Genomic DNA, 18,430 nt, shown 5'->3' with positions numbered 1-18,430 from the left:
TGGCGTGGCGGTGGTGGCATACGCTACGCCACGAGCCGAGAGTGTTGCGCCGCCATCAGAGGTTACGTTGCCGCCAGCTGTTGCCGTGGAAGGGGTGATGGCCGTTACAGCATCGGTGTTTAGGGTGGGAACTACTGCTGGGGTAGCTGTGCCGGCAGTACTGCTAACTGTAACATCATCCAAGCTAATGCGTGTCCGACCGCCTGAACCACCAACCTCATAATAAATCCAACGCACTTGCAGATTTGCAACGTTTTCAGCGGCTACCGGCAATATTACATTACTAAAAGATTGGCTTGTTGCACCGGTGGGAGTAGTAAAAGCAGTGGATGGAACAGTAGTAAAATTGCCCGAAGTTCCCACGCGGTATTGCAGTTGCAAACCGTTATTGCGTCCAACTGAGCCAACAACCAGAGCTGTCCAACTCAATGTAATATTGGTACGGTTTGAAGTATTCAAACCAACTGTTATATCTCCAGCGTTTAGGCTACCTGAGTAGAGCATGCTTAGTCCAGAGGCAACTTCGTTGCGGAAGCTTCCCGATGTAACAGTAGACGTACTGACGGTAATGACAGCATCAGCCGTTGGTGGAGCAACCGTAGTAGCTGTTGCAAGTGCACTTAACAGGTGACCTTGCATGCTTGCCTGATAGGTAGTAACTGTACCAGTAGGAAATCCAGTAAACGAATAATTCGCTGTACTCAAATCAAAAGGTGTCGGATTAGTCTGCCCCCACCCTACCAGTGGTAACATGAGCATCATCAGCAGCGCCACGGCGCGGCTCAATGAAGAGGGTAAAACTGTACGGGTTGGGTGCATAAGTAACGAGTGTTAAGCGGGTTAATAAAATGCCTGTGGTAAGGCGCACGGATTGTAAAATTAGTACGACCTTATAGGACTTACTTCATGTCTGGAGTTACTAAAACGTTATAAAAGCCCCCAGTACAAACCCACCTGCGTGCTGGCCGTTGGCAGCAAACTATCATAAGGGCATAATCCAGTTTAAAGTGAAGGAAAAATGAAGCGCACAAAAAAGCCCCCGCGTTGGCGGGGGCTTTTTTGGTGGCTAGAGGCGGCTATTGCCACGCCTAGTCGTTCTTCACGAAGCGGCGCGTTTGCGGGCCGCTGGCGCCGCGCAGTTCCAGGAAATAGGTGCCGGCCGGCAGCTGGCGCACTTCCACGGTGGGGTCGGCCGTAGCAGCGTTGCCCTGGCCCACCACTTGGCCCAGCGTGTTCAGGATGCGGTAGGTGCGGCCCTCAGCCGGGGCCAGCGAGGCCGTGAGGCGGTCGGTGGTCGGGTTGGGGTACACGGTCCACTCCGGGGCGGTGCCCTCGGGGCCGGCCACGGTCACCACTTTCGAGTAGGCCACGGTGCCGTCCTGGTCTACCTGGCGCAGGCGGTAGTAGAGGCGGCCGGCGGGGGCCTTGGCGTCGAGGGCGGCGTACTCGTGCGCCTGCGTGCTGTTGCCCTGGGCGGGCTGGCTCAGCACCGCGGCAAAGGTGTTGCCGTCGAGGCTGCGCTCCACCTCAAAGCGGGCACTGTTGCGCTCAGTGGCCGTGGCCCAGGCCAGCGCCACCCCGGCCGTTTGGCGCGTGGCCTCAAAGCGGGTCAGCTCCACGGGCAGCGGGTTGGTGTTGGGAGGCGTCGTGATGTCGGTGGCCAGCGTGAAATCGCCCAGCGGGCCGGGCGCAAACGAGGCCGAGGTGATGTCGTTGCCCGTGCCCGCGCCGCCGATGTCCTTCCATTTGGTGTCATCGGCAGGGTCGGTCATGGCCACGCGCAGGAAGCTCACGTTGGCGGGCGTCACCAGGTCGTTGGTGGGCGCGTAGTTCAGGCGGATGGTGGCGCTGCCCAGCGTGCTGGTGCCGCCGGCTTCCTGCACCACGTTGTAGTAGCGAATTTGCGACACGCGGGCCAGGGTGGCCGGCAGGGTGCGAGTCGGCGAGGGGGCTTCGTACTGGTGGGCCGTGTAGCTGGTGGTGCCAATGGCCTGGTCGGTCACGGTGAAGGCGAGGGGCCGGTATTGGCCGTTCACGCCCAGCGGGAAGGAGAGCGACACGGTGGGCGTGGTGCTGTTGGTGACGGCCCCCAGCGTGAGCGTGTTGGTGTAGCTGGTGGCGCTGCCGCCCACCAGGCTGCCGCCGGGCAGCACCTGCAGCTTGGCCGTGCCCTGCACAAAGATGCGCCCGCCCGACAGCGCCAGGGTGTTCACCGTGAGGTTGCTGAGCAGCTGCACCGTGGGAATGGTGCCCGTAGGGCGCACCAGGCTCAGGGTCCGCAGCTGGTCCTGGCCGGGCACGAAGGCCAGCGAGCCAATGGCGCCGCTGCCCGTGAAGTTGAGCACCGAAGTAGGCGTGCCCGCAAACAGGGCCACGGTGGGGTCGGCCACCGCGAGCGCGCCCGTGATGGTGAGGGCCGCGCCCGCGCCCAGGCCCAGGATGCCGCTGGTCAGGGTCGGCTTCGCGATTTGCAGGGGGTTGCCGGTGATGGTGAGCGTGCCCCCGGGCCGATTGAGATTGAAGTTATTGAGCACGCCGCCCGTCGAGGTGAAGCTCACATTGCCCAAAGCGCCGCTCCCGCCAATGGTGAGGCTGGAATTGGGCGAGTTGGCAGGGCTCACCGTCCCGTTGAGCAAGCCCGTAGCCGACGACGTGACGGCACCGTTCAGCGTCAGTACGTTAGCACCAATGCTCAGCACGCCGTCCGTCAGAGTGAGGGCACTGTTTACGGTCAGGTCCTCCAGTAGCAGGGCCGTCGCGCCGGCTCGGTTGAGGGTGAAATTGCCGAGCCCGGTACTAATCTCGAGCGGGTCGAGGGCGCCCGCGCCGCCAATCACCAGGTCGGCATCGGCCGCGCCGCGCAGGATACCGGCGATGCTCACGGGCCCGTTCAGCGTGAGCACGTGGGCCGCGCCAATGCTGAGCGTGCTGGTGCTGCTCACGGCCAGCGTGCCGTTCACCGTCAGGTTGTTTCCCAGCGCGAGGGTATTGCTGTTGCCCACTGCGTCGAGGGTGAAGTTGTTGAGCTGGGTGCTGCCGGCCAGCAGGCGCAACGTGCCCAGCGACGTCGTGCTGTTTTTGCTAAATATCAGGTTGGAACCGGGGCTCAGGGCCAGCACGCCGACACTGCCGCCAATGACGGCTTTGCCCCCGCTCGCGAAGCTCAGGGTGTTGTTGCCCACGGCCAGGACGGTGCCCGAGGCCAGGTTGTAGCCGCCACCGGCCGTTACATCGTTGCCTAGCTCCAAGTTGCTGGTGCCGTCGGCCAGGCGCGAGCCGGCCTGGTTGGCCGCCGTGCTCAGCTTAAACAGCTTGATGAGGCTGCCGCCGCCGTCGAGCACCTGGGCCGTAGTGGTGTTGGTGAGGCTCAGTTGGATGAGGTTGTCGGCGGCTGGGCCGAAAGCCACCGTGCCCGCCAGCGTGAGGTTGCCGCCCAGGTTCAGCACGGAGGCCGAAGCCGCCGCCCCGCCGAAGGCCGTGCTCACGTTGTCGACCAACAGGTTGCCGCGCACCACGGTGGTGCCCGTGCTCAGCGACTTGCTGGCATTGCGCAGGGTCAGGTTGCCGTAGCCCGCACCGCCCAGAATGGGCACTGTGAAACCCGACGCCTGGGCGTAGGTCACGGTGCTGGCCACGTCCACGGTGCCGAACGTCACGGCCGGGGCCGCGTTCTGCTGCACCAGGGTGGCGTCGCTGCTCAGGTCGAGCGGGCCGCTGTAGTTGAAGGAAGCCGGCACCACGAAGGTGGCGTTGGACTGCACCAGCACCTTGGCGTTGGTGCCGCTCACCGTCCAGTCGCCATCAATGGTGCGGTTGGCGCCCACCACCACGAAGGTCAAGAAGTTGCTGCTGAAGCTGGTCGGGGCCGGGCCCGTGCCGTCCAGCGTCGAGCTGAACGTGTTCGGGTCGTTGAGGAAGCCACCGGGGACTTTGGTGCTGTAATACACGATGGGCGTGAGCACCTCCGTCGGCGAAGCAGAATTCTGCGGGCCCGGGGCGCTGCGCGTCACGAAATCCAGGTTGTTGTTGTCGCTGTCGTAGCCGTTGCCCTGGTCGGCGTCCACGTTGCCGGCCGCCATGTCGGTGCTGGTTGAGCTGGCGCGGGCTTTGCGCTCGATGCTGGTGGTGTTGCTGGGCGCAGTGGCCCGGCTCGCGCCCTCGAAGGTGGCAACGCCGGAGCCATAGCCCACAAAGTCAACAACCCCTGGAGCGTTGGCGGCCGCAGTGGCGACCAGTGCCGTGGTGTTGCTCACCAAAGCCAGCCGGCCCGCCGTGGCGGAAATATTCTGCGAGTTCGTGACATCGGGCGCGGTCAGAGTGGCGCCGGCCCCCGGCGAAGTCGTCGAGCCTAATTGAATAAGAAAGTAACCGTGCGCCGGAATGCTCAGGTTGCCCAGCGGGATGACGGAATAAGGCGAAGTTCCGGCTGCAGCAGCGTATTGCAGCGAGTAGCTGCCCAGGTTGATATCGACATTGCCGGGGTTGTACAGCTCAACAAAATCGTTGAGATAGGGTGCGCCAGTGGCTCCCCCACCACCGTAAATTTCACTGATGACGGGCGTAGGGGCTTGCGCGTAAGCCAGAGCAGGCGCCAGCAATGTTAGTAGGGGCAGAACGCAGTTCCGAAAATTGTGGCCAAAGCCAGCGGGTGCAGTAAAAAGGTGTTTCATAGCATGTTAATGAGGTAGATTTATGATTTCTGAAACGTTTTCAATAAAATTAATGACAAAAGTACTACATCAAGCCATGGCAACGACGTAACCTCAGCTTTATTATAGATTATTAAATATAAAAAAAGTTCTCTTTCGCAAAAACTATACCAGCATGTGTCCACAACTCCCCCGTTGTGGTTGCCGTATTCTGACGTTTTGTGTTCCAACCAGGGGTTCTTCCTGCTTTGGCAGGCCGCGCCTACGCGGCCAGACCGGGCTTTGCGCCGATAGGTTGCTACCCAGCGAAACTTTTATTTCCCAGTCCACAAAAAGGCCCGCTTGTTGAGCAAGCGGGCCTCTCGGGCGAATGGTGCCTGCCATTCCGGGCCGGGAAGCGGGGCTGGGCGCTGCTGCCAGCAGCGGCAAACTACTGGGTGGGTGGCCACGCGCAGGCCGCTTCTCCGGGTAAGAATGACAGGACTTAAAATCGTGGCTCAGCCGAAGGCGCGCGGTTGCTGTAGCAGCCCGCTTTTTTATAAGCTGAGCGATACGCAAAGGTATTGGTCTTACCGCTACCGCCTCGCTCCCATCGACCGATACCCCAACTGTATCGATAAAGTGCCGGCATTCCCCTTCAATTGGCCAGGGGCATCATCCCAGCTGCAAACGCCGAATTGATGGCCAGCACCCGCCCGGGGCGCATGGCCAGGGCCTGGGCGGCCGGTGCGGAGCACAGGCCCCAAATCACGTCTTCGGTGAGGGCGCACTGGCGGTGGTGCGAGTAATGCCAGCGTTCCAGCTGGGCCCGCTCCACGCGCAGCTGGGTGGCGGCGGGGTCGTCGAGGGTGCGGCGGATGGAGCGGGCGCAGGCGGCCACGTCGCGGTGCAGGTAGAGCAGGCCGGTGCGGCTGTGCTGCACCAGCTCCACGGTGCCACCGGTGGCGGCAGCCACTACGGGCACGCCGGCCGCCATGGCTTCGAGGGTCACCATGCCGTAGGTTTCGTTTTCGGAAGCCAGCACAAACACGTCGATGGCCTGGTAGAACACGGCCGGGTTGGCCCGGAAGCCCCGGAAATGCACCTGCTGCTCTAGCCCCAGCTCCTGCACCAGCGCCTGCAGCTGGCGCAGGTAGGCGTCGCCTTCGTTGCGGGTGGGCTCGCCCATGATGACCAGCCCGGCGTCGCGGCCGAACTCCCGGCGCAGGTGGTGCAGGGCCTGAATGACGAAGTCCTGCCCTTTGCCCGCATCAAACCGGCCCAGGATGCCCAGCAAGGTGCCTTCGCGCGGCAGGTCCAGCTCCTGGCGGGCCTGGGTGCGGGTGCGGGTGGGCGGGGCAAACTGCTCCAGCGGCAGGCCGAGCGGCACCACGTGCAGCTTCTGGGTATTGAAATGGGTGTGGCGGGCCACCTCGCGGGCCAGGCCGGGCAGGGGCGTCAGCCAGGCATCCACCAGCCCAAAGCGCAGGGTGTGCACCGGGCTGCGCTTGGGCCGCCCCAGCTGCATGTGCTGCTGGTAGATGATTCGCAAGTGCCCGCCCATGAGGGTTTTGGCCAGGGTGGCGAGGGCCAGGTCCTTATTTTGCGTCACCACCAGCACCTCCACCCGCAGGCGCTCGAGCTGCTGCTTCAGCTCCCAGGCGGCCAGCGGCATGGCCAGGCCGCGGCGCACGGCCAGGGTTTCGAGGGGCACAAACCACTCTTCAGCCCAGTGCGCCAGCGGCGTGGCCGGCGGGGCAAAAAACGTGACCCGCCAGCCCCGCTCCTGCATCCAGCCCGCAAATTTCAGGCTGTTCAGCTCCAGGCCGCCCAGGCTGCCCGAGAGGCACAACACCGCAAGCTGCGGCTGCACCTCCCGGGCACGGGAGTCCCGTTCGGGAACGGGGCTCCCGGTGGTGTAACGAGGTTTCATTGCTCAGAAAGACAGGGAGGGTGTGGGTGGTAGAAAGCGGAAGGGCGGCGGAGTGTTCAAGCGTGGCGCCTCACCCCCCGGCCCCCTCTCCCTGAGAGGGGGTGCCGAGTATGCTCTTGTTAGAAGACGGCTGGCTCCCCGAAGAATGCTTTGTCGCATTCCCCTTTGGAGAGGGGCCGGGGGTGAGGCGCCACGTAATGCGGATGAAATGAGTGAGGTTTAAGTCCAGCGGCTGAGGAACTGCAGGAAGGCGTCTTTGTACTGGTCGCCCACCGGGATGGTGATGGCGCCAATCTGAACGGTGAGGCGGCGCACGGCCTCAATCTTGTCGAGCGCCACGATGAATGAGCGGTGGATGCGCATGAAGCGGCGGGTGGGCAGCTTTTCCTCCATCGCCTTGAGGCTCATGAGGCTCAACAGGGCGCGGGGCGTGCTTTTGAGGTGCACTTTCACGTAGTCCTTCAGGCCTTCCACGTAGAGGATGTCGTTCAGGGCCACGCGCACCAGCTGGTACTCGGCTTTCAGAAAAAGGTATTCTTCCTCTTCAGGGCCCGTGGCGGCGGGGGCGGTGGCGTGCTGGGAGGTGAGCTCGGCGTAGGCGCGGGCCTTGCCGGCGGCGCGCAGAAACTCTTCGTAGTTGAAGGGCTTCACGAGGTAGTCGAGGGCATCGACGCGGTAGCCTTCCAACGCGTATTGGCTGAAAGCGGTGGTGAAGATGACGCGCGGGCCGGTGGGCCCCAGCACCCGGGCCAGCTCCAGGCCGTTGAGCTCCTGCATCTGGATGTCGAGGAAGGCCAAATCGACGGCGCCGGGGTGCTCATGGAGGTACTTAAGGGCCTCCACGGCACTGCCGAACTTGCCCACCAGCTCCAGAAAAGGCGTTTTCTGAATAAAAGACGCCACCAGGCCCAGGGCCAGGGGCTCGTCGTCGACGGCAATGGTGCGCAGGGTCATCGGTTTAGGGTGTGGGGGTGTGGGGGCAGGAGGGCATGGGTTATTAAGGGATTCAGGCCAATTGAGGCGAAGCGGCATGATTTAACTCCTGCCCTCCTACCCTCAGACCCTCCTCCCCTACCTGCAGGGTGAGATGAACCAGGAACTCGTTGGCCGGCGTGTGGTCGTCGACCACCAACTGGAAGCGGCCGGGGTAAAGCAAATCGAGGCGGCGCCGGGTGTTGGCCAGGCCAATGCCGTTGCTGCCGGCCAGGTCGGTGGAAGGAAGGGCGAGGCGGCTGTTGCGCACTTCCAGCTCCACCACGTCGGGCTGCGGCTGGCGGATGGCCACGTAGATGCGGCTGGCCTCGGTGGCGGCTACGCCGTGCTTGAAGGCGTTTTCGAGGAAGGGCAGCAGCAGCATGGGCGCCACGGGCACGTCGCGCACCGGCTCGGGCCGCTCAAATGTCACCGTCACCCGGTCGTCGAGCCGCAGCTGCATGAGGGTGATGTAGTCCTGCACGAAGGCGATTTCCTGGCTCAGCAGGGTCATGCCGCCGGCCGTGTCATACAGCACGTAGCGCATCATGCGCGAGAGGCGGTGAATGGCCGTGCGGGCCTGCTCGCCGTCGAGCAGGGTGAGGGCGTAGATGTTGTTGAGGGTGTTGAAGAAGAAGTGCGGGTTAATCTGGGCCTTGAGCATGGAGAGCTCCGAACTCACGCGCTGCTGCTCCAGCGTCTGGCGCAGCTGGGCGTCTTTCTGCCACTTCTGCACCACCGTAATGCAGGTGCTGATGCCCAGCACAAACATGGTGGTGAGCAGGCCCATGGAGTCGAAACGCAGGCCGCGCGGGGTGAGGCGCGGCCGGCCCGCCACGGCAATGAAGGCTTTATCCATGAGCGCGGGCAGGTTCAGGGCCGATTCGAGGAACTTGCTGAAGCCCAGAATAGCCACCGTGAGGCCAAAAAGCGCCAGAATAAACCAGCCCGTGCGCCCCGGAAACAGCAGCCGCGGCACCAGCACCTTGCCCGTGAAGTAGAAGGTGCTCACCCACACGCAAAACATCAGCCCCTGTTTCAGCCAGAACTGCGGCGGCATGGTGAGCCGGCCGGTGAGCGGCTGAAACAACAGGAAGGTGAGCCCGAACAAACCCCACACCAGCACATGAATCAGCGGGGTGAGGTAGCGCCGGGGGGTGAGAACGGCCATAGCACAGGAGGAAAGCGAAACAAACATACCCGGCCCGATTTCCAAAACCCGGCCAAACCGACCGTAACCGGAATTGTATCGACGGCGGGGGGCGTTTCATCGGCCGGGAAGGAGGCCGTTGCGACGGAAAGGTATGCTTTGTCATTGCGAGGGCGCAGCCCGTGGCAATCCGTCCTCTCAGAACCAGACCCGTTCTTTTATCAAAAAAGCCCTGCTACTTCATAGGACCGCAGCTTTCCAATTGTAAAGAAGCTTTTTCACAACTCAGGGTTGGTCGCATCGAGAGGACGGATTGCCACGGGCTTCGCCCTCGCAATGACAACCACGCTGTGCCGCGTAATGACGGCCATACTTCCGACCTTTGCGCCCATGATTCGCCCGCTGCTCCTATCCCTCGTGCTGCTTTCTACCTTCAACGCCCCCGCAGCCCCGCCCCTGCCCGATTTCGGCAGCTACCCCGTATACCACGGCCCCGACCTGGGCCTGACCTGGCGTGGTACGCAGGCCACCCTGCGCGTGTGGGCCCCCACCGCCGAGGCCCTGCACCTGCGGCTTTATAAGGAAGGCACCGGCGGGCAGCCCACCGCCGACTACGCCATGACCAAGGCCGAAAACGGCACCTGGACCTACGCCCTGCCCGCCGGCACCGCCGGCTTCTACACCGTGCAGGCCACCATTGACGGCACGAAAATGGCCGAAGTGGCCGACCCCTACGCCCACGCCGTGGGTATCAACGGCCAGCGCGGGGCCGTGCTCAACCCCGCCGCCGTGAGCCCGCCCGGCTGGGCCGACGACCTGCGCCCGGCCCTGAAGCAAACCACCGACGCCGTTATCGGCGAAGTACACGTACGCGACCTCAGCATGCACCCGCAGTCGGGCATCACCCGCAAGGGCAAGTACCTCGGAATGGCCCAGCTCGGCACCCGCGGGCCTGAAAACGTGACCACCGGTCTGGAGCATTTGGTAGAACTGGGCCTGACCCATGTGCACCTGCTGCCCACCAACGACTTCGCCAGCATCGACGAAGCTGCACCCGCCCGCGCCAACCGCTACAACTGGGGCTACGACCCGCTGCACTACTCCGTGCCCGAAGGCTCGTACTCGACCAACGCCGCCAACCCCAGCACGCGTATCAGCGAATTTAAGCAGATGGTGGAAAACCTGCACGGCCAGGGCCTGCGCGTGGTGCTCGACGTAGTGTACAACCACACCGCCGACGCCAAGCGCAGCAACTTCGAGCAGCTGGTGCCCGGCTACTACTACCGCCACAACCCCGACGGCACCCTGAGCAACGCCACCGCCTGCGGCAACGAAGTGGCCTCGGAGCGGCCCATGGTGCGCAAGCTCATCGTGGAATCGGTGGCCTACTGGGCCCGCGAATACCACGCCGACGGCTTCCGCTTCGACCTCATGGGCGTGCTCGATATTGAGACGATGCGCGCCGTACGGGTGGCCCTCGACCAGCAGGACCACAGCATCCTGCTATACGGCGAGGGCTGGACCGCCGGCCCCTCGCCCCTGCCCGAAGCCCGCCGCGCCGTGAAAGCCAACATGCCCAAGCTCGACCGCATTGCGGCCTTCGGCGACGAGCTGCGCGACGGCGTGAAAGGCCACTACGCCCGCCAGACCGAGCCCGGCTTTGCCAGCGGCCAGCCCGGCCTGGATGAGAGCGTGAAATTTGGCATCGTGGGCGCCACCCAGCACCCGCAGCTCGATTACAACAGGGTCAACTACTCGAAAGCGCCCTGGGCCAATTCGCCCGCGCAAGCCATCAACTACGTGGCCTGCCACGACGATATGGTGCTATGGGACAAGCTGGCCGTGTCGAACCCCAACGCCCCGGAAGCCCAGCGCCTGAAGATGGATTTGCTCAGCAACACCATCGTGTTCACCTCGCAGGGCATTCCATTTTTGCCGGTGGGCGATGAGTTTCTGCGCACCAAGGGCCGCGCCCACAACTCCTACAACCTGCCCGACAGCGTGAACCAGCTCGACTGGGCCCGCAAGGCCAAGTACCGGCCGGTGTACGAGTTCTACCGCCAGCTCATTGCCCTGCGCCGCGGCCACCCCGCCTTCCGCCTGCCCACCGCCGAGCTGGTGCAGCGGCACCTGGAATTCATCCCCAACACGCACCCCAACGTCATCGCCTACCAGCTGAAAGACCACGCTGGTGGCGATGCCTGGGGTAATATCGTCGTCATTTTCAACGGCAACACCTCGGCCGACAGCGTAGCCCTGCCCCGCGGCACTTACACGGTGGTGCTACGCGGCGACCAAATCAACCAGGAAGGATTCGACGTGCTCGAAGTGATGAGCGGCGTGCAAGTACCGGGTAGTTCGGCTATGATTCTGATTCGGCAGTAGCCCGCAGAGCCTGGCGGCGCCAACCGGGGTAGAGACGCATACTTGCGTCTCGTCGTCCGCGCCGTTCGACAATCATTTTAACCATCGTTCAACGATGAGACGCAAATATGCGTCTCTACCCCGGTCAATTAATCACCACCTGCGCGCCAGTCAGGGCCAGGTTGGCTTTCTGCACGCGGCCGGCGGCCACGGCGGGCGCCAGGGGCTGGCCGCCCCCCACGAATACCTGTACCGTACCGGGCATTTCTACCCGCTTGGCCTGGGCATTGAGGCGCGAAAGCTGGCGCGGCGTGAGCGTGAAAGCCACCGTTTGCTTGGCGCCCGGCGCCAGGTTGATGCGGCGGAAGCCTTCGAGCGCGTGGCGTGCCACGCGGCCGGTGTTGCCCCCGGCATGCCGCACGTAGAGCTGCACCACTTCGTCGCCGGCGCGGGCACCGGTGTTCTGCACGTCCACGCTCAGCCGGATGGCTTGGCCGGTCACGGGCTTGCTCAGCACTTTCAGGTTGCTGTATTTGAAGGTTGTGTAACTCAGGCCGTGGCCGAAGGGGAACAGCGGCTCGCCGGTGAAGTAGCGGTAGGTGCGGCCTTTCATGTCGTAGTTTTCGAAGGCCGGTAGCTGGGTTTCCGACTTGTAGAACGTCACGGGCAGGCGGCCGGCGGGGTTGTAGTCGCCAAATAGCACGTCGGCCAAGGCGGTGCCAGCGGCCTGGCCGCCGTACCAGAGGTTGAGGATGGCCGGCAGGTTCTGGGCTTCCCAGGGCGTGGCCAGGGCGCTGCCCGTCATCAGGGCCAACACTACCGGTTTGCCGGAGCCATGCAGCACCTTCAGCAGGTCGGTTTGCACCTGGGGCAGGCCGATGGTGGTGCGGTCGCCGCCGCTGAAGCCGGGCACCTTCACGTTCATCTCCTCCCCTTCCAGCTTGGGCGAGATGCCGCCCACAAATACGATGGCGTCGGCATCGCCCACTTTAGCGAGGATGTTGGCCGCATTCATGGGCACCACCTTGGCCCCCGTGAACTTGAGGATGGTGCGGCGGTCAACCTGGTAGTACTCCAGGCGCAGGTTCAGCTTCTGGCCGGCGGTCACGTTGATGATGTGCTGGTTGGTGGAGAAGCCGCGGCCCTTCCAGGCGTCAATCACCAGCTTGTCGTCGACAAACAGGCGGTAGGCGTCGTCGCCGCTGATTTGCAGGGCCAACTCCTCGGTGGCGGCCGGGGTTAAGGTGGCCTGGTAGCGGGCCGAGAAGTTCTCGGCGGGCAGGCCCGGTGCCACTTCCATCTTCACGTTGGCCAGGTAGCGGTCGAGGCCGGCTTCCTGGCGCGTGACCACGGCCGCGCCCTCCAGGTTGGTACCCTTGAAGTATTCGGCTTTGAAGCCCGGCTGCCCGTTGTAGGTCAGGTTTTTGTTGAGGTCGAGCGGCTCGTACACCGTGTTGCTGGCGTAGTCCACGCCTTGCACATACACCACTTCGGTGCCCTTACCCGCCTTGGCCCGAATGCCTTCCAGCGGCGTCACAATGTTGGTGGCGAAGCCGTTGTAGTTGCCGAGCTGCACGTCCTCGCGGTCGGCGTTGGGGCCGAGCACGGCAATCTTCTTCAGGTTTTTGCGCAGCGGCAGGGTGTTTTTCTCATTCTTGAGCAACACCACCGATTCGCGGGCCATGCGCAGGGCGTGGGCCTGGTGCGGGGCACTTTCCACCACGCTCATCGGAATCTGGGCGTACTTCACGCGCTCCACCGGGTCGAACATGCCCAGCTGGAAACGGATTTTGTAGAGGCGCTTCACCGAGGTGTTGAGCTGCTGCTCGGTGATGAGGTTTTTCTGCACCGATTCCAGCAGTGAGTTGTAGGTGAACAGCTTGCCGGTGGCGCACTCCAGGTCGGTGCCGTGCAGCACGGCGTTGGCGGCGGCGGTGGCGGCATCGGGGTCGGTTTTGTGGTGCTGCCAGAAGTCGTTCAGGCCGTCGCAGTCCGACGTTACGTAGCCCTTGAACTTCCACTGGCCGTAAAGAATGTCGTTCATCAGCTTGTCGGAGCCGCAGCAGGGCTGGCCGGCGTAGGCGTTGTAGGCGCACATCACGCCGGCCACCTTGGCGTCCACTATCAGGTCGCGGAAGGCCGGCAGGTAGGTGTCCCAGAGGTCATAGTCGCTGATTTGGGCATTGAACTCGTGGCGCGAGGGCTCGGGGCCGCTGTGCACCGCGAAGTGCTTGGCACAGGCCGTGATTTTCAGATATTTCGGGTCGTCGCCCTGGAAGCCCTTCACCAGCGCCGAGCCCAGTTGGCCGGTCAGGTAGGGGTCTTCGCCGTAGGTTTCCTGGCCGCGGCCCCAGCGCGGGTCGCGGAAGATGTTGATGTTGGGCGTCCAGAACGTGAGGCCCTGGTAGATGCCGCGCTCGCCGCGCCGCACGTACTCCTGGTGCACGGCCCGGGCCTCGTCGGAGGTCATGGTGGCCATGGTGAGCATGGCGTCCTTGTCGAACGTGGCCGCCATGCCGATGGCCTGCGGAAAAACCGTGGTTTTCATGCTGGTACGGGCCACGCCGTGCAGGGCCTCGTTCCACCAGTTGTAGGCCGGGATGCCCAGCCGGTCGATGGCCGGCGAGGCGTTCAGCATCTGCGACACCTTTTCGGGCAAAGTCAGGCGGCCCACTAGGTCGTCCACCCGCTGGTCAATGGGCAGGTCAGGGTTCTGAAAAGGGAATTCGGCGGCCGGCTTATGGGTGGGATTAGTAGCCGGCTGGGCCCCGCTGGTGAGCAGGACCAGGCCGAGTAAGGCAGTGGCGAGTTTCATATATAAGGAGGAAGGGAATTTAAGATTCAGTCGGCTTTTGCTGCGGTTTTGTGACAGTATGAACGATGTAGGGGCGGGGCTTGCCCCCGCCCGTCGTTGAACGAAATCGTCGTGGCGGTGCGAGCGTCCGGGCGGGGGCAAGCCCCGCCCCTACTCGAAGCGTACCCAGTCCACTTCCACAGCCGCTCCGGACTTGGGCGCCACGAATAGCGTGTGCGGGCCGGGCCGGATAGCGCCGACCGGCGCTTTCACTTCCTGCCAGGCGCTGCCTTTGGGCACGGACACTTCGGCCACCACGGGCCCTGCCGCGTTGTCCAACCGGATTTGCAGGGTGGCGCCGGCGGCCGATGCGCCCCGGAGCGTCACGGCTTTCACCTTTTGCGAGCCAAACGCGACGCCATTGTACTGCACCCAGCCCTTGGCATCGGTGAAGACGGTTTTCCAGCCCTGGAAGGTGTTGGCCGTGTCGAGAAAGGCGATGGCGGCACCCTGCTGGCTCAGGCGGCTGTAGCGGTCGAGCTGGATTTTCTGGCGGGCATCGGTCAGGCCCACGCCGCGCAGGGTGGGCGTCACCTTCCGAATGGAGCCATCGGCGGCGAAGGACAGGCTATCGATGCGAACCGAACGGTTCTTGTCGAATTTCGGCGACAGGTCGTTGTGGTGGTAGAACAAGTACCACTGGTTTTTGAGCTGCAGCAGGGAGTGGTGGTTGGTCCAACAGCCCGTTGGCGACTCGTCCATAATGACGCCCTTCACCGTGAACGGCCCCAGCGGGCTGGTGCTGGTGGCATATTCGAGGCGCTCGGTCTTGTTTGCGACGTGCGGATACGTGAGGTAGTAAATCCCCTTGCGCTCAAACAAATACGGCCCCTCCTTTAGACCTTTGGTGGGCAACTCGCCCAGGGTTTTGGGCTCTTCGGCCAGCTCAAGCATGTTCTCCTTCAGCTTGGCCCCGTAGATGTTGCCTTGCGACCAGTAGAGGTAGGCCTGGCCGTTCTTGTCGATGAAGACGTTGGGGTCGATGCCGCGCACGCCCTTGATAGGCAGCGGCTGCGGCACGAATGGGCCCGTGGGTTTGTCGGCCACGGCCACGCCAATGGTGAAGCCCTTGCTGATGGCCGTATCGCGGGGCGCGGAGGGGAAGTAGAAGTAGTACTTGCCGTTGCGCTGGATGCAATCGGGCGCCCACATGCTGTAGCTGTCGGGCTTCACCCAGGGCACCTTGTTTTGGGTTACAATCACGCCGTGGTCGGTCCAGTCGGTGAGGTTGGCCGAGGAAAACACGTGGTAGTCCTCCATCACAAACCAGCCGGCCCGCCCATGACCGGGCGTGGCCCGGATATCGTGCGAGGGGTACACGTATATCCGGTCGCCGAACACGCGGGCCGTGGGGTCGGCGGTGAACTGGTTGGTGATGAAGGGGTTTTGGGCGTGTGCCTGGTGAAGACTAGCGAGGATAAGTGCTGCTAGTAGCCAAGGTTTAAGGTTCTTTATCATAGGTTGGGCACATATATTCGTTCTGGCATGGGGCCTCACCCCCCGGCCCCCTCTCCCAAAGGAGAGGGGGAGACGAGTAGCTTTAGGGGCAATTTGTCAACTGGCACCCCTCTCCTTTGGGGAGAACGGCCGGCCCCAAAGGAGTTCCGTGAAGCGCCCCGCCTCAACGGTTACTTGGTCAGCTTATCAGTGATGCGGAAGTAGTCGAAATCGGCGTAGCCGCCCGCCGCCTGGGTGGCATAGTTGAAGAGGGCAAACCGATAGCCCATGAAGTGCGGCAGCGTGTAGGCCATTTTGAGCGGTTTGCCCACGGGCTGCCAGGCTTTGCCATCGAGGCTGTAGAAGAAGGTGGCCACGTCCTTACGGTCCCGGAAATCGCACTCGATTTTGAAATACACCTTGTCCTGCGTTAGCGGCAGGCGCTGCAGCTCCACTGGCTTCTCCGACTCGGCGCTGACCATCACAATGGCTTTGCCGCCTTTGCTGGCCTGCACGCCCACTAGGCCGTAACGCCGCTGCAACACCCCCAGTCCAGCAAAATCGCCGGCTTGCAGGTGTGCCACGTCTAGGGCCGTGGTGCCGGCGCACACCGGCCCGATGGTGCGCTGCGTGAGGGTGTTGCGGGCCATTACGAAGGACGTATCGACCCGGCCGGTGGTGAGGCGCAAATAGCCGGGGCGCTTGGTCACGGACCACCGCTGATTGTCGGGGTTGTGGTTCCACTGCCACACCAGCGGCAGGGCCGGCTCGCCCTTGCGGCGCGTGAATTCGTCGGAAGCCACGACGCCCGGAATCAGGCTTTTGTTGGCGGGCAGCGGCAGCATTTCGGGGACTTTGCCGGCGGGGCTGCCCAGCACCGGCCAGCCCCCCTCCCACTGCACCGGCACCAGGTACGGGATGCGGCCCACGGCGCCGTAATCGCGGAATAAGTAGGAATACCACCGGCCGTCGGGCGTGTCGATGAGGCCGCCCTGGGCCACACCCAGGTCCTGCAGGGCCACGCGGCCTTCGTAGGGGCCGGTAATCTTATCGGCCCGGTGCACCACCACGGTGCGCATGCCGCCCTTTGGCCACGTGATGTTGAAGAGGTAGTACTTGCCGTTGACTTTGAACAGCTGCGAGCCTTCCGCCGGCAGGCCGAGGTTGGGGCCGGCGGGGGCGCTGGCATTCTCGATGATAACCTGCGAACTGGTGCCCGGCTTCAGCGCCGATACATCGGCCGTGAGCTCGGCCAGTTGGATTTTGCCCGCGCCGAAAAGCATGTATACGCGGCCATCATCGTCGAAAAACAGCGAGTGGTCGTGCATGCTGGGCCGGAAGGAAACGGCTTTCCAGGGGCCTTTTTCGATGTTTTTGGTGGAATAGACGTGCGTACGGCCCGAGGTTTGGGCGAATGTGCTCACGTAGTAGGTGCCCTGGTGGTAGCGCAGGCTGCTGGCCCAGGAGCCCCGCCCGTAGGTGCTCTTGCCGTTGGCCAGCGTCATGGCGTCGACGTTGGTCAAGGTGTCGTAGGCGTAGCTCACCAGCTTCCAGTTCACCAAATCAGTCGATTTCATGATGGGCACGCCGGGGCTCATATGCATGGTGGTGCTGCTCATGTAGTAGGTTTTGCCCACCCGAATGATGGACAAATCCGGCACGTCGGCATACACCACGGGGTTGTGGGCAAGCGGGGCCTGGGCGTGTGCCGCTGGCCCCCACAGCGTGAGCCCGACTAGCAGCAATAAGTAGTTTTTCATTAAAGGTCTGCGCGTTTAATGCGTTTGGGGCTTAATCACCTGGTACTTGCCGCTCAGGTGCATGAGGCTGAAGAGGTAGAGCAGCCCATCGTAGTAGGGGTCGAAGTAGCCGTCGTCGTAGGGCGTCAGCTTGGCATTCCAGAGGGCGTGCACGAAATCCAGCTGCGGCGGGGTGGGCTGCATGAGGGTAGCCGTGGCCGACGTGGCCACCAAACCCAGCGAGTGGCGCAGCTTCTTCACTTTGCCGGCCGGCAGGATGAAATCGGGCCGCGAGCCGTCCACGTTGAACTGGTCTTCAAACGTGTTGACGCCCTTGCTGCGCAGAAAGCCCTGGAAGCGTTGCGCGTACTGCTGCTGCCAGCGCCGGTCTTTGCCAAACCACACGTAATCCATGGCAAGGTTCATGGGCACGCGCCAGGAGTCGTAGCGAAAGGCCGGCGGGGCCCACTTGGTGGCCCGGGGCTGCCCGCTGAATTCGGTGTAGTCGTAGTTGAGGCCGGTGGGCGCCGCGCAGGCGCGGTGCAAAAATGCGCGTGCCGTGTCGGCGCAGGCCCGGTAAAACGGTTCGTGGCCGTCGCGGGCGTATTCGGCCCACACCTCCAGAAAAGCCGGCACGTGGTACGAGGGGTCGGTCCAGTTGTACATGTCGCCCACCGGCACGAAGCTTATCTGCTTGGCCTTGGTGTTGAGGAGGTTGTACACGCCTCCCGTGCCGTTCTTTTTCCAGGAAGCATCCAGGATGCGGCGGGCTTCTTGGTAGTAGTTAATGCCCGTGGCGTTGCCCCAGCGGTTGGCGGCAAACAGCAGGCTGGTCACGAAGTATAGCTCGCCGTCCGAGGCTGGCCCTTCCGCGTTGCGCTTCATGGTGGCCGGGTTGAAGCTCCAGGCAAAGTAGCCCTCCAGGGGGCCACTCTGGTGCTGCAGGTACCTCTTCGACCAGCGCCACAGCCGGTCAAACACCTCCTTTTTGTTGAGTTGCACGGCCACCATCATGCCGTAGGAAAGACCTTCGGTGCGGGCATCCTCGTTCTTCACGTCCGACACGTAGGCCAGGGAGTCGCCCACCGCGAAGTACACCTTGTTCGGCCCCTCAAACACGTCGTGGTAGGCCTGGGCGACTTTACGGTCGATGTCGGCCTGGCCGTAGCCCGCCTCCCGCAGCAGGTTCGGGTAGGCATTGGTGTAAAAGGCCGCTTTAGGTGCAGGCTTCTGGGGCGCGGCCCGGCGCTGCCCGAAGCAGGGACCCAGCCCCAAGCAGAGCAGGCCAACGGCCAACAGGCCAGCCCGTTTGCTGCGGCGCACAAAAGCAGAACGGTTGTTCATAAAACTGTT

9 protein-coding genes are annotated in these 18,430 nt (G+C 63.2%); 1 reads left to right on the top strand and 8 read right to left on the bottom strand.

The window, feature by feature from the left end:
- Nucleotides 1–1,088 precede the first annotated feature (1,088 nt).
- From MTP16_RS15135 to MTP16_RS15120, 4 genes are all read right to left on the bottom strand, one after another.
- Complete coding sequence (locus MTP16_RS15135) at nt 1,089–4,670, bottom strand: T9SS type A sorting domain-containing protein (protein WP_243511154.1); 3,582 nt, start codon at nt 4,668–4,670, stop codon at nt 1,089–1,091.
- A gap of 616 nt (nt 4,671–5,286) precedes the next feature.
- Entirely contained in the window at nt 5,287–6,561 is a 1,275-nt protein-coding gene (locus MTP16_RS15130; RefSeq protein WP_243511153.1) for a glycosyltransferase family 4 protein, read from the bottom strand.
- A gap of 219 nt (nt 6,562–6,780) precedes the next feature.
- On the bottom strand, nt 6,781–7,515 hold the full coding sequence (locus tag MTP16_RS15125; RefSeq protein WP_243511150.1) for a LytR/AlgR family response regulator transcription factor: 735 nt from the start codon (nt 7,513–7,515) through the stop codon (nt 6,781–6,783).
- 52 nt (nt 7,516–7,567) lie between these two features.
- Nucleotides 7,568–8,704, bottom strand: a complete 1,137-nt coding sequence (locus MTP16_RS15120) for a sensor histidine kinase (protein ID WP_243511148.1) — start codon at nt 8,702–8,704, stop codon at nt 7,568–7,570.
- A gap of 369 nt (nt 8,705–9,073) precedes the next feature.
- On the opposite strand from MTP16_RS15120, the gene pulA reads away from it, so the two are divergent.
- The gene (gene pulA / locus MTP16_RS15115) at nt 9,074–11,068 is read left to right on the top strand and encodes a type I pullulanase (protein WP_243511146.1); all 1,995 of its coding nucleotides are present in this window, start codon (nt 9,074–9,076) and stop codon (nt 11,066–11,068) included.
- A 124-nt stretch (nt 11,069–11,192) separates the two neighbouring features.
- On the opposite strand, the gene MTP16_RS15110 is transcribed toward pulA, so the two are convergent.
- The 4 genes from MTP16_RS15110 to MTP16_RS15095 all read right to left on the bottom strand — a co-directional run bounded on the left by MTP16_RS15110 (nt 11,193) and on the right by MTP16_RS15095 (nt 18,421).
- Entirely contained in the window at nt 11,193–13,862 is a 2,670-nt protein-coding gene (locus MTP16_RS15110) for a glycoside hydrolase family 3 C-terminal domain-containing protein (RefSeq protein WP_243511132.1), read from the bottom strand.
- Between the two features lie 150 nt (nt 13,863–14,012).
- Nucleotides 14,013–15,359, bottom strand: coding sequence for a family 43 glycosylhydrolase (locus MTP16_RS15105; protein ID WP_243511127.1), 1,347 nt, complete (start codon nt 15,357–15,359; stop codon nt 14,013–14,015).
- Between the two features lie 170 nt (nt 15,360–15,529).
- Nucleotides 15,530–17,098, bottom strand: a complete 1,569-nt coding sequence (locus tag MTP16_RS15100) for a glycoside hydrolase family 43 protein (RefSeq protein WP_243511124.1) — start codon at nt 17,096–17,098, stop codon at nt 15,530–15,532.
- A 15-nt stretch (nt 17,099–17,113) separates the two neighbouring features.
- Nucleotides 17,114–18,421 (bottom strand): glycosyl hydrolase family 8, encoded by a 1,308-nt coding sequence (locus tag MTP16_RS15095; protein ID WP_243511121.1) that lies wholly within the window; start codon nt 18,419–18,421, stop codon nt 17,114–17,116.
- Between the last annotated feature and the right edge of the window lie 9 nt (nt 18,422–18,430).

The sequence above is a fragment of the Hymenobacter monticola genome (assembly GCF_022811645.1).
Taxonomy (GTDB): Bacteria; Bacteroidota; Bacteroidia; order Cytophagales; family Hymenobacteraceae; genus Hymenobacter; species Hymenobacter monticola.
This window is presented reverse-complemented; position numbering and strand designations above follow the sequence as displayed.

Bases quoted from the DNA above. Each gene is read 5' to 3' on its own strand.
- MTP16_RS15100 (WP_243511124.1), bottom strand. From the start codon at position 17,098: ATGAAAAACTACTTATTGCTGCTAGTCGGGCTCACGCTGTGGGGGCCA.
- MTP16_RS15135 (WP_243511154.1), bottom strand. From the start codon at position 4,670: ATGAAACACCTTTTTACTGCACCCGCTGGCTTTGGCCACAATTTTCGG.
- MTP16_RS15095 (WP_243511121.1), bottom strand. From the start codon at position 18,421: ATGAACAACCGTTCTGCTTTTGTGCGCCGCAGCAAACGGGCTGGCCTG.
- MTP16_RS15105 (WP_243511127.1), bottom strand. From the start codon at position 15,359: ATGATAAAGAACCTTAAACCTTGGCTACTAGCAGCACTTATCCTCGCT.
- MTP16_RS15110 (WP_243511132.1), bottom strand. From the start codon at position 13,862: ATGAAACTCGCCACTGCCTTACTCGGCCTGGTCCTGCTCACCAGCGGG.
- MTP16_RS15130 (WP_243511153.1), bottom strand. From the start codon at position 6,561: ATGAAACCTCGTTACACCACCGGGAGCCCCGTTCCCGAACGGGACTCC.
- MTP16_RS15120 (WP_243511148.1), bottom strand. From the start codon at position 8,704: ATGGCCGTTCTCACCCCCCGGCGCTACCTCACCCCGCTGATTCATGTG.
- MTP16_RS15125 (WP_243511150.1), bottom strand. From the start codon at position 7,515: ATGACCCTGCGCACCATTGCCGTCGACGACGAGCCCCTGGCCCTGGGC.
- pulA (WP_243511146.1), top strand. From the start codon at position 9,074: ATGATTCGCCCGCTGCTCCTATCCCTCGTGCTGCTTTCTACCTTCAAC.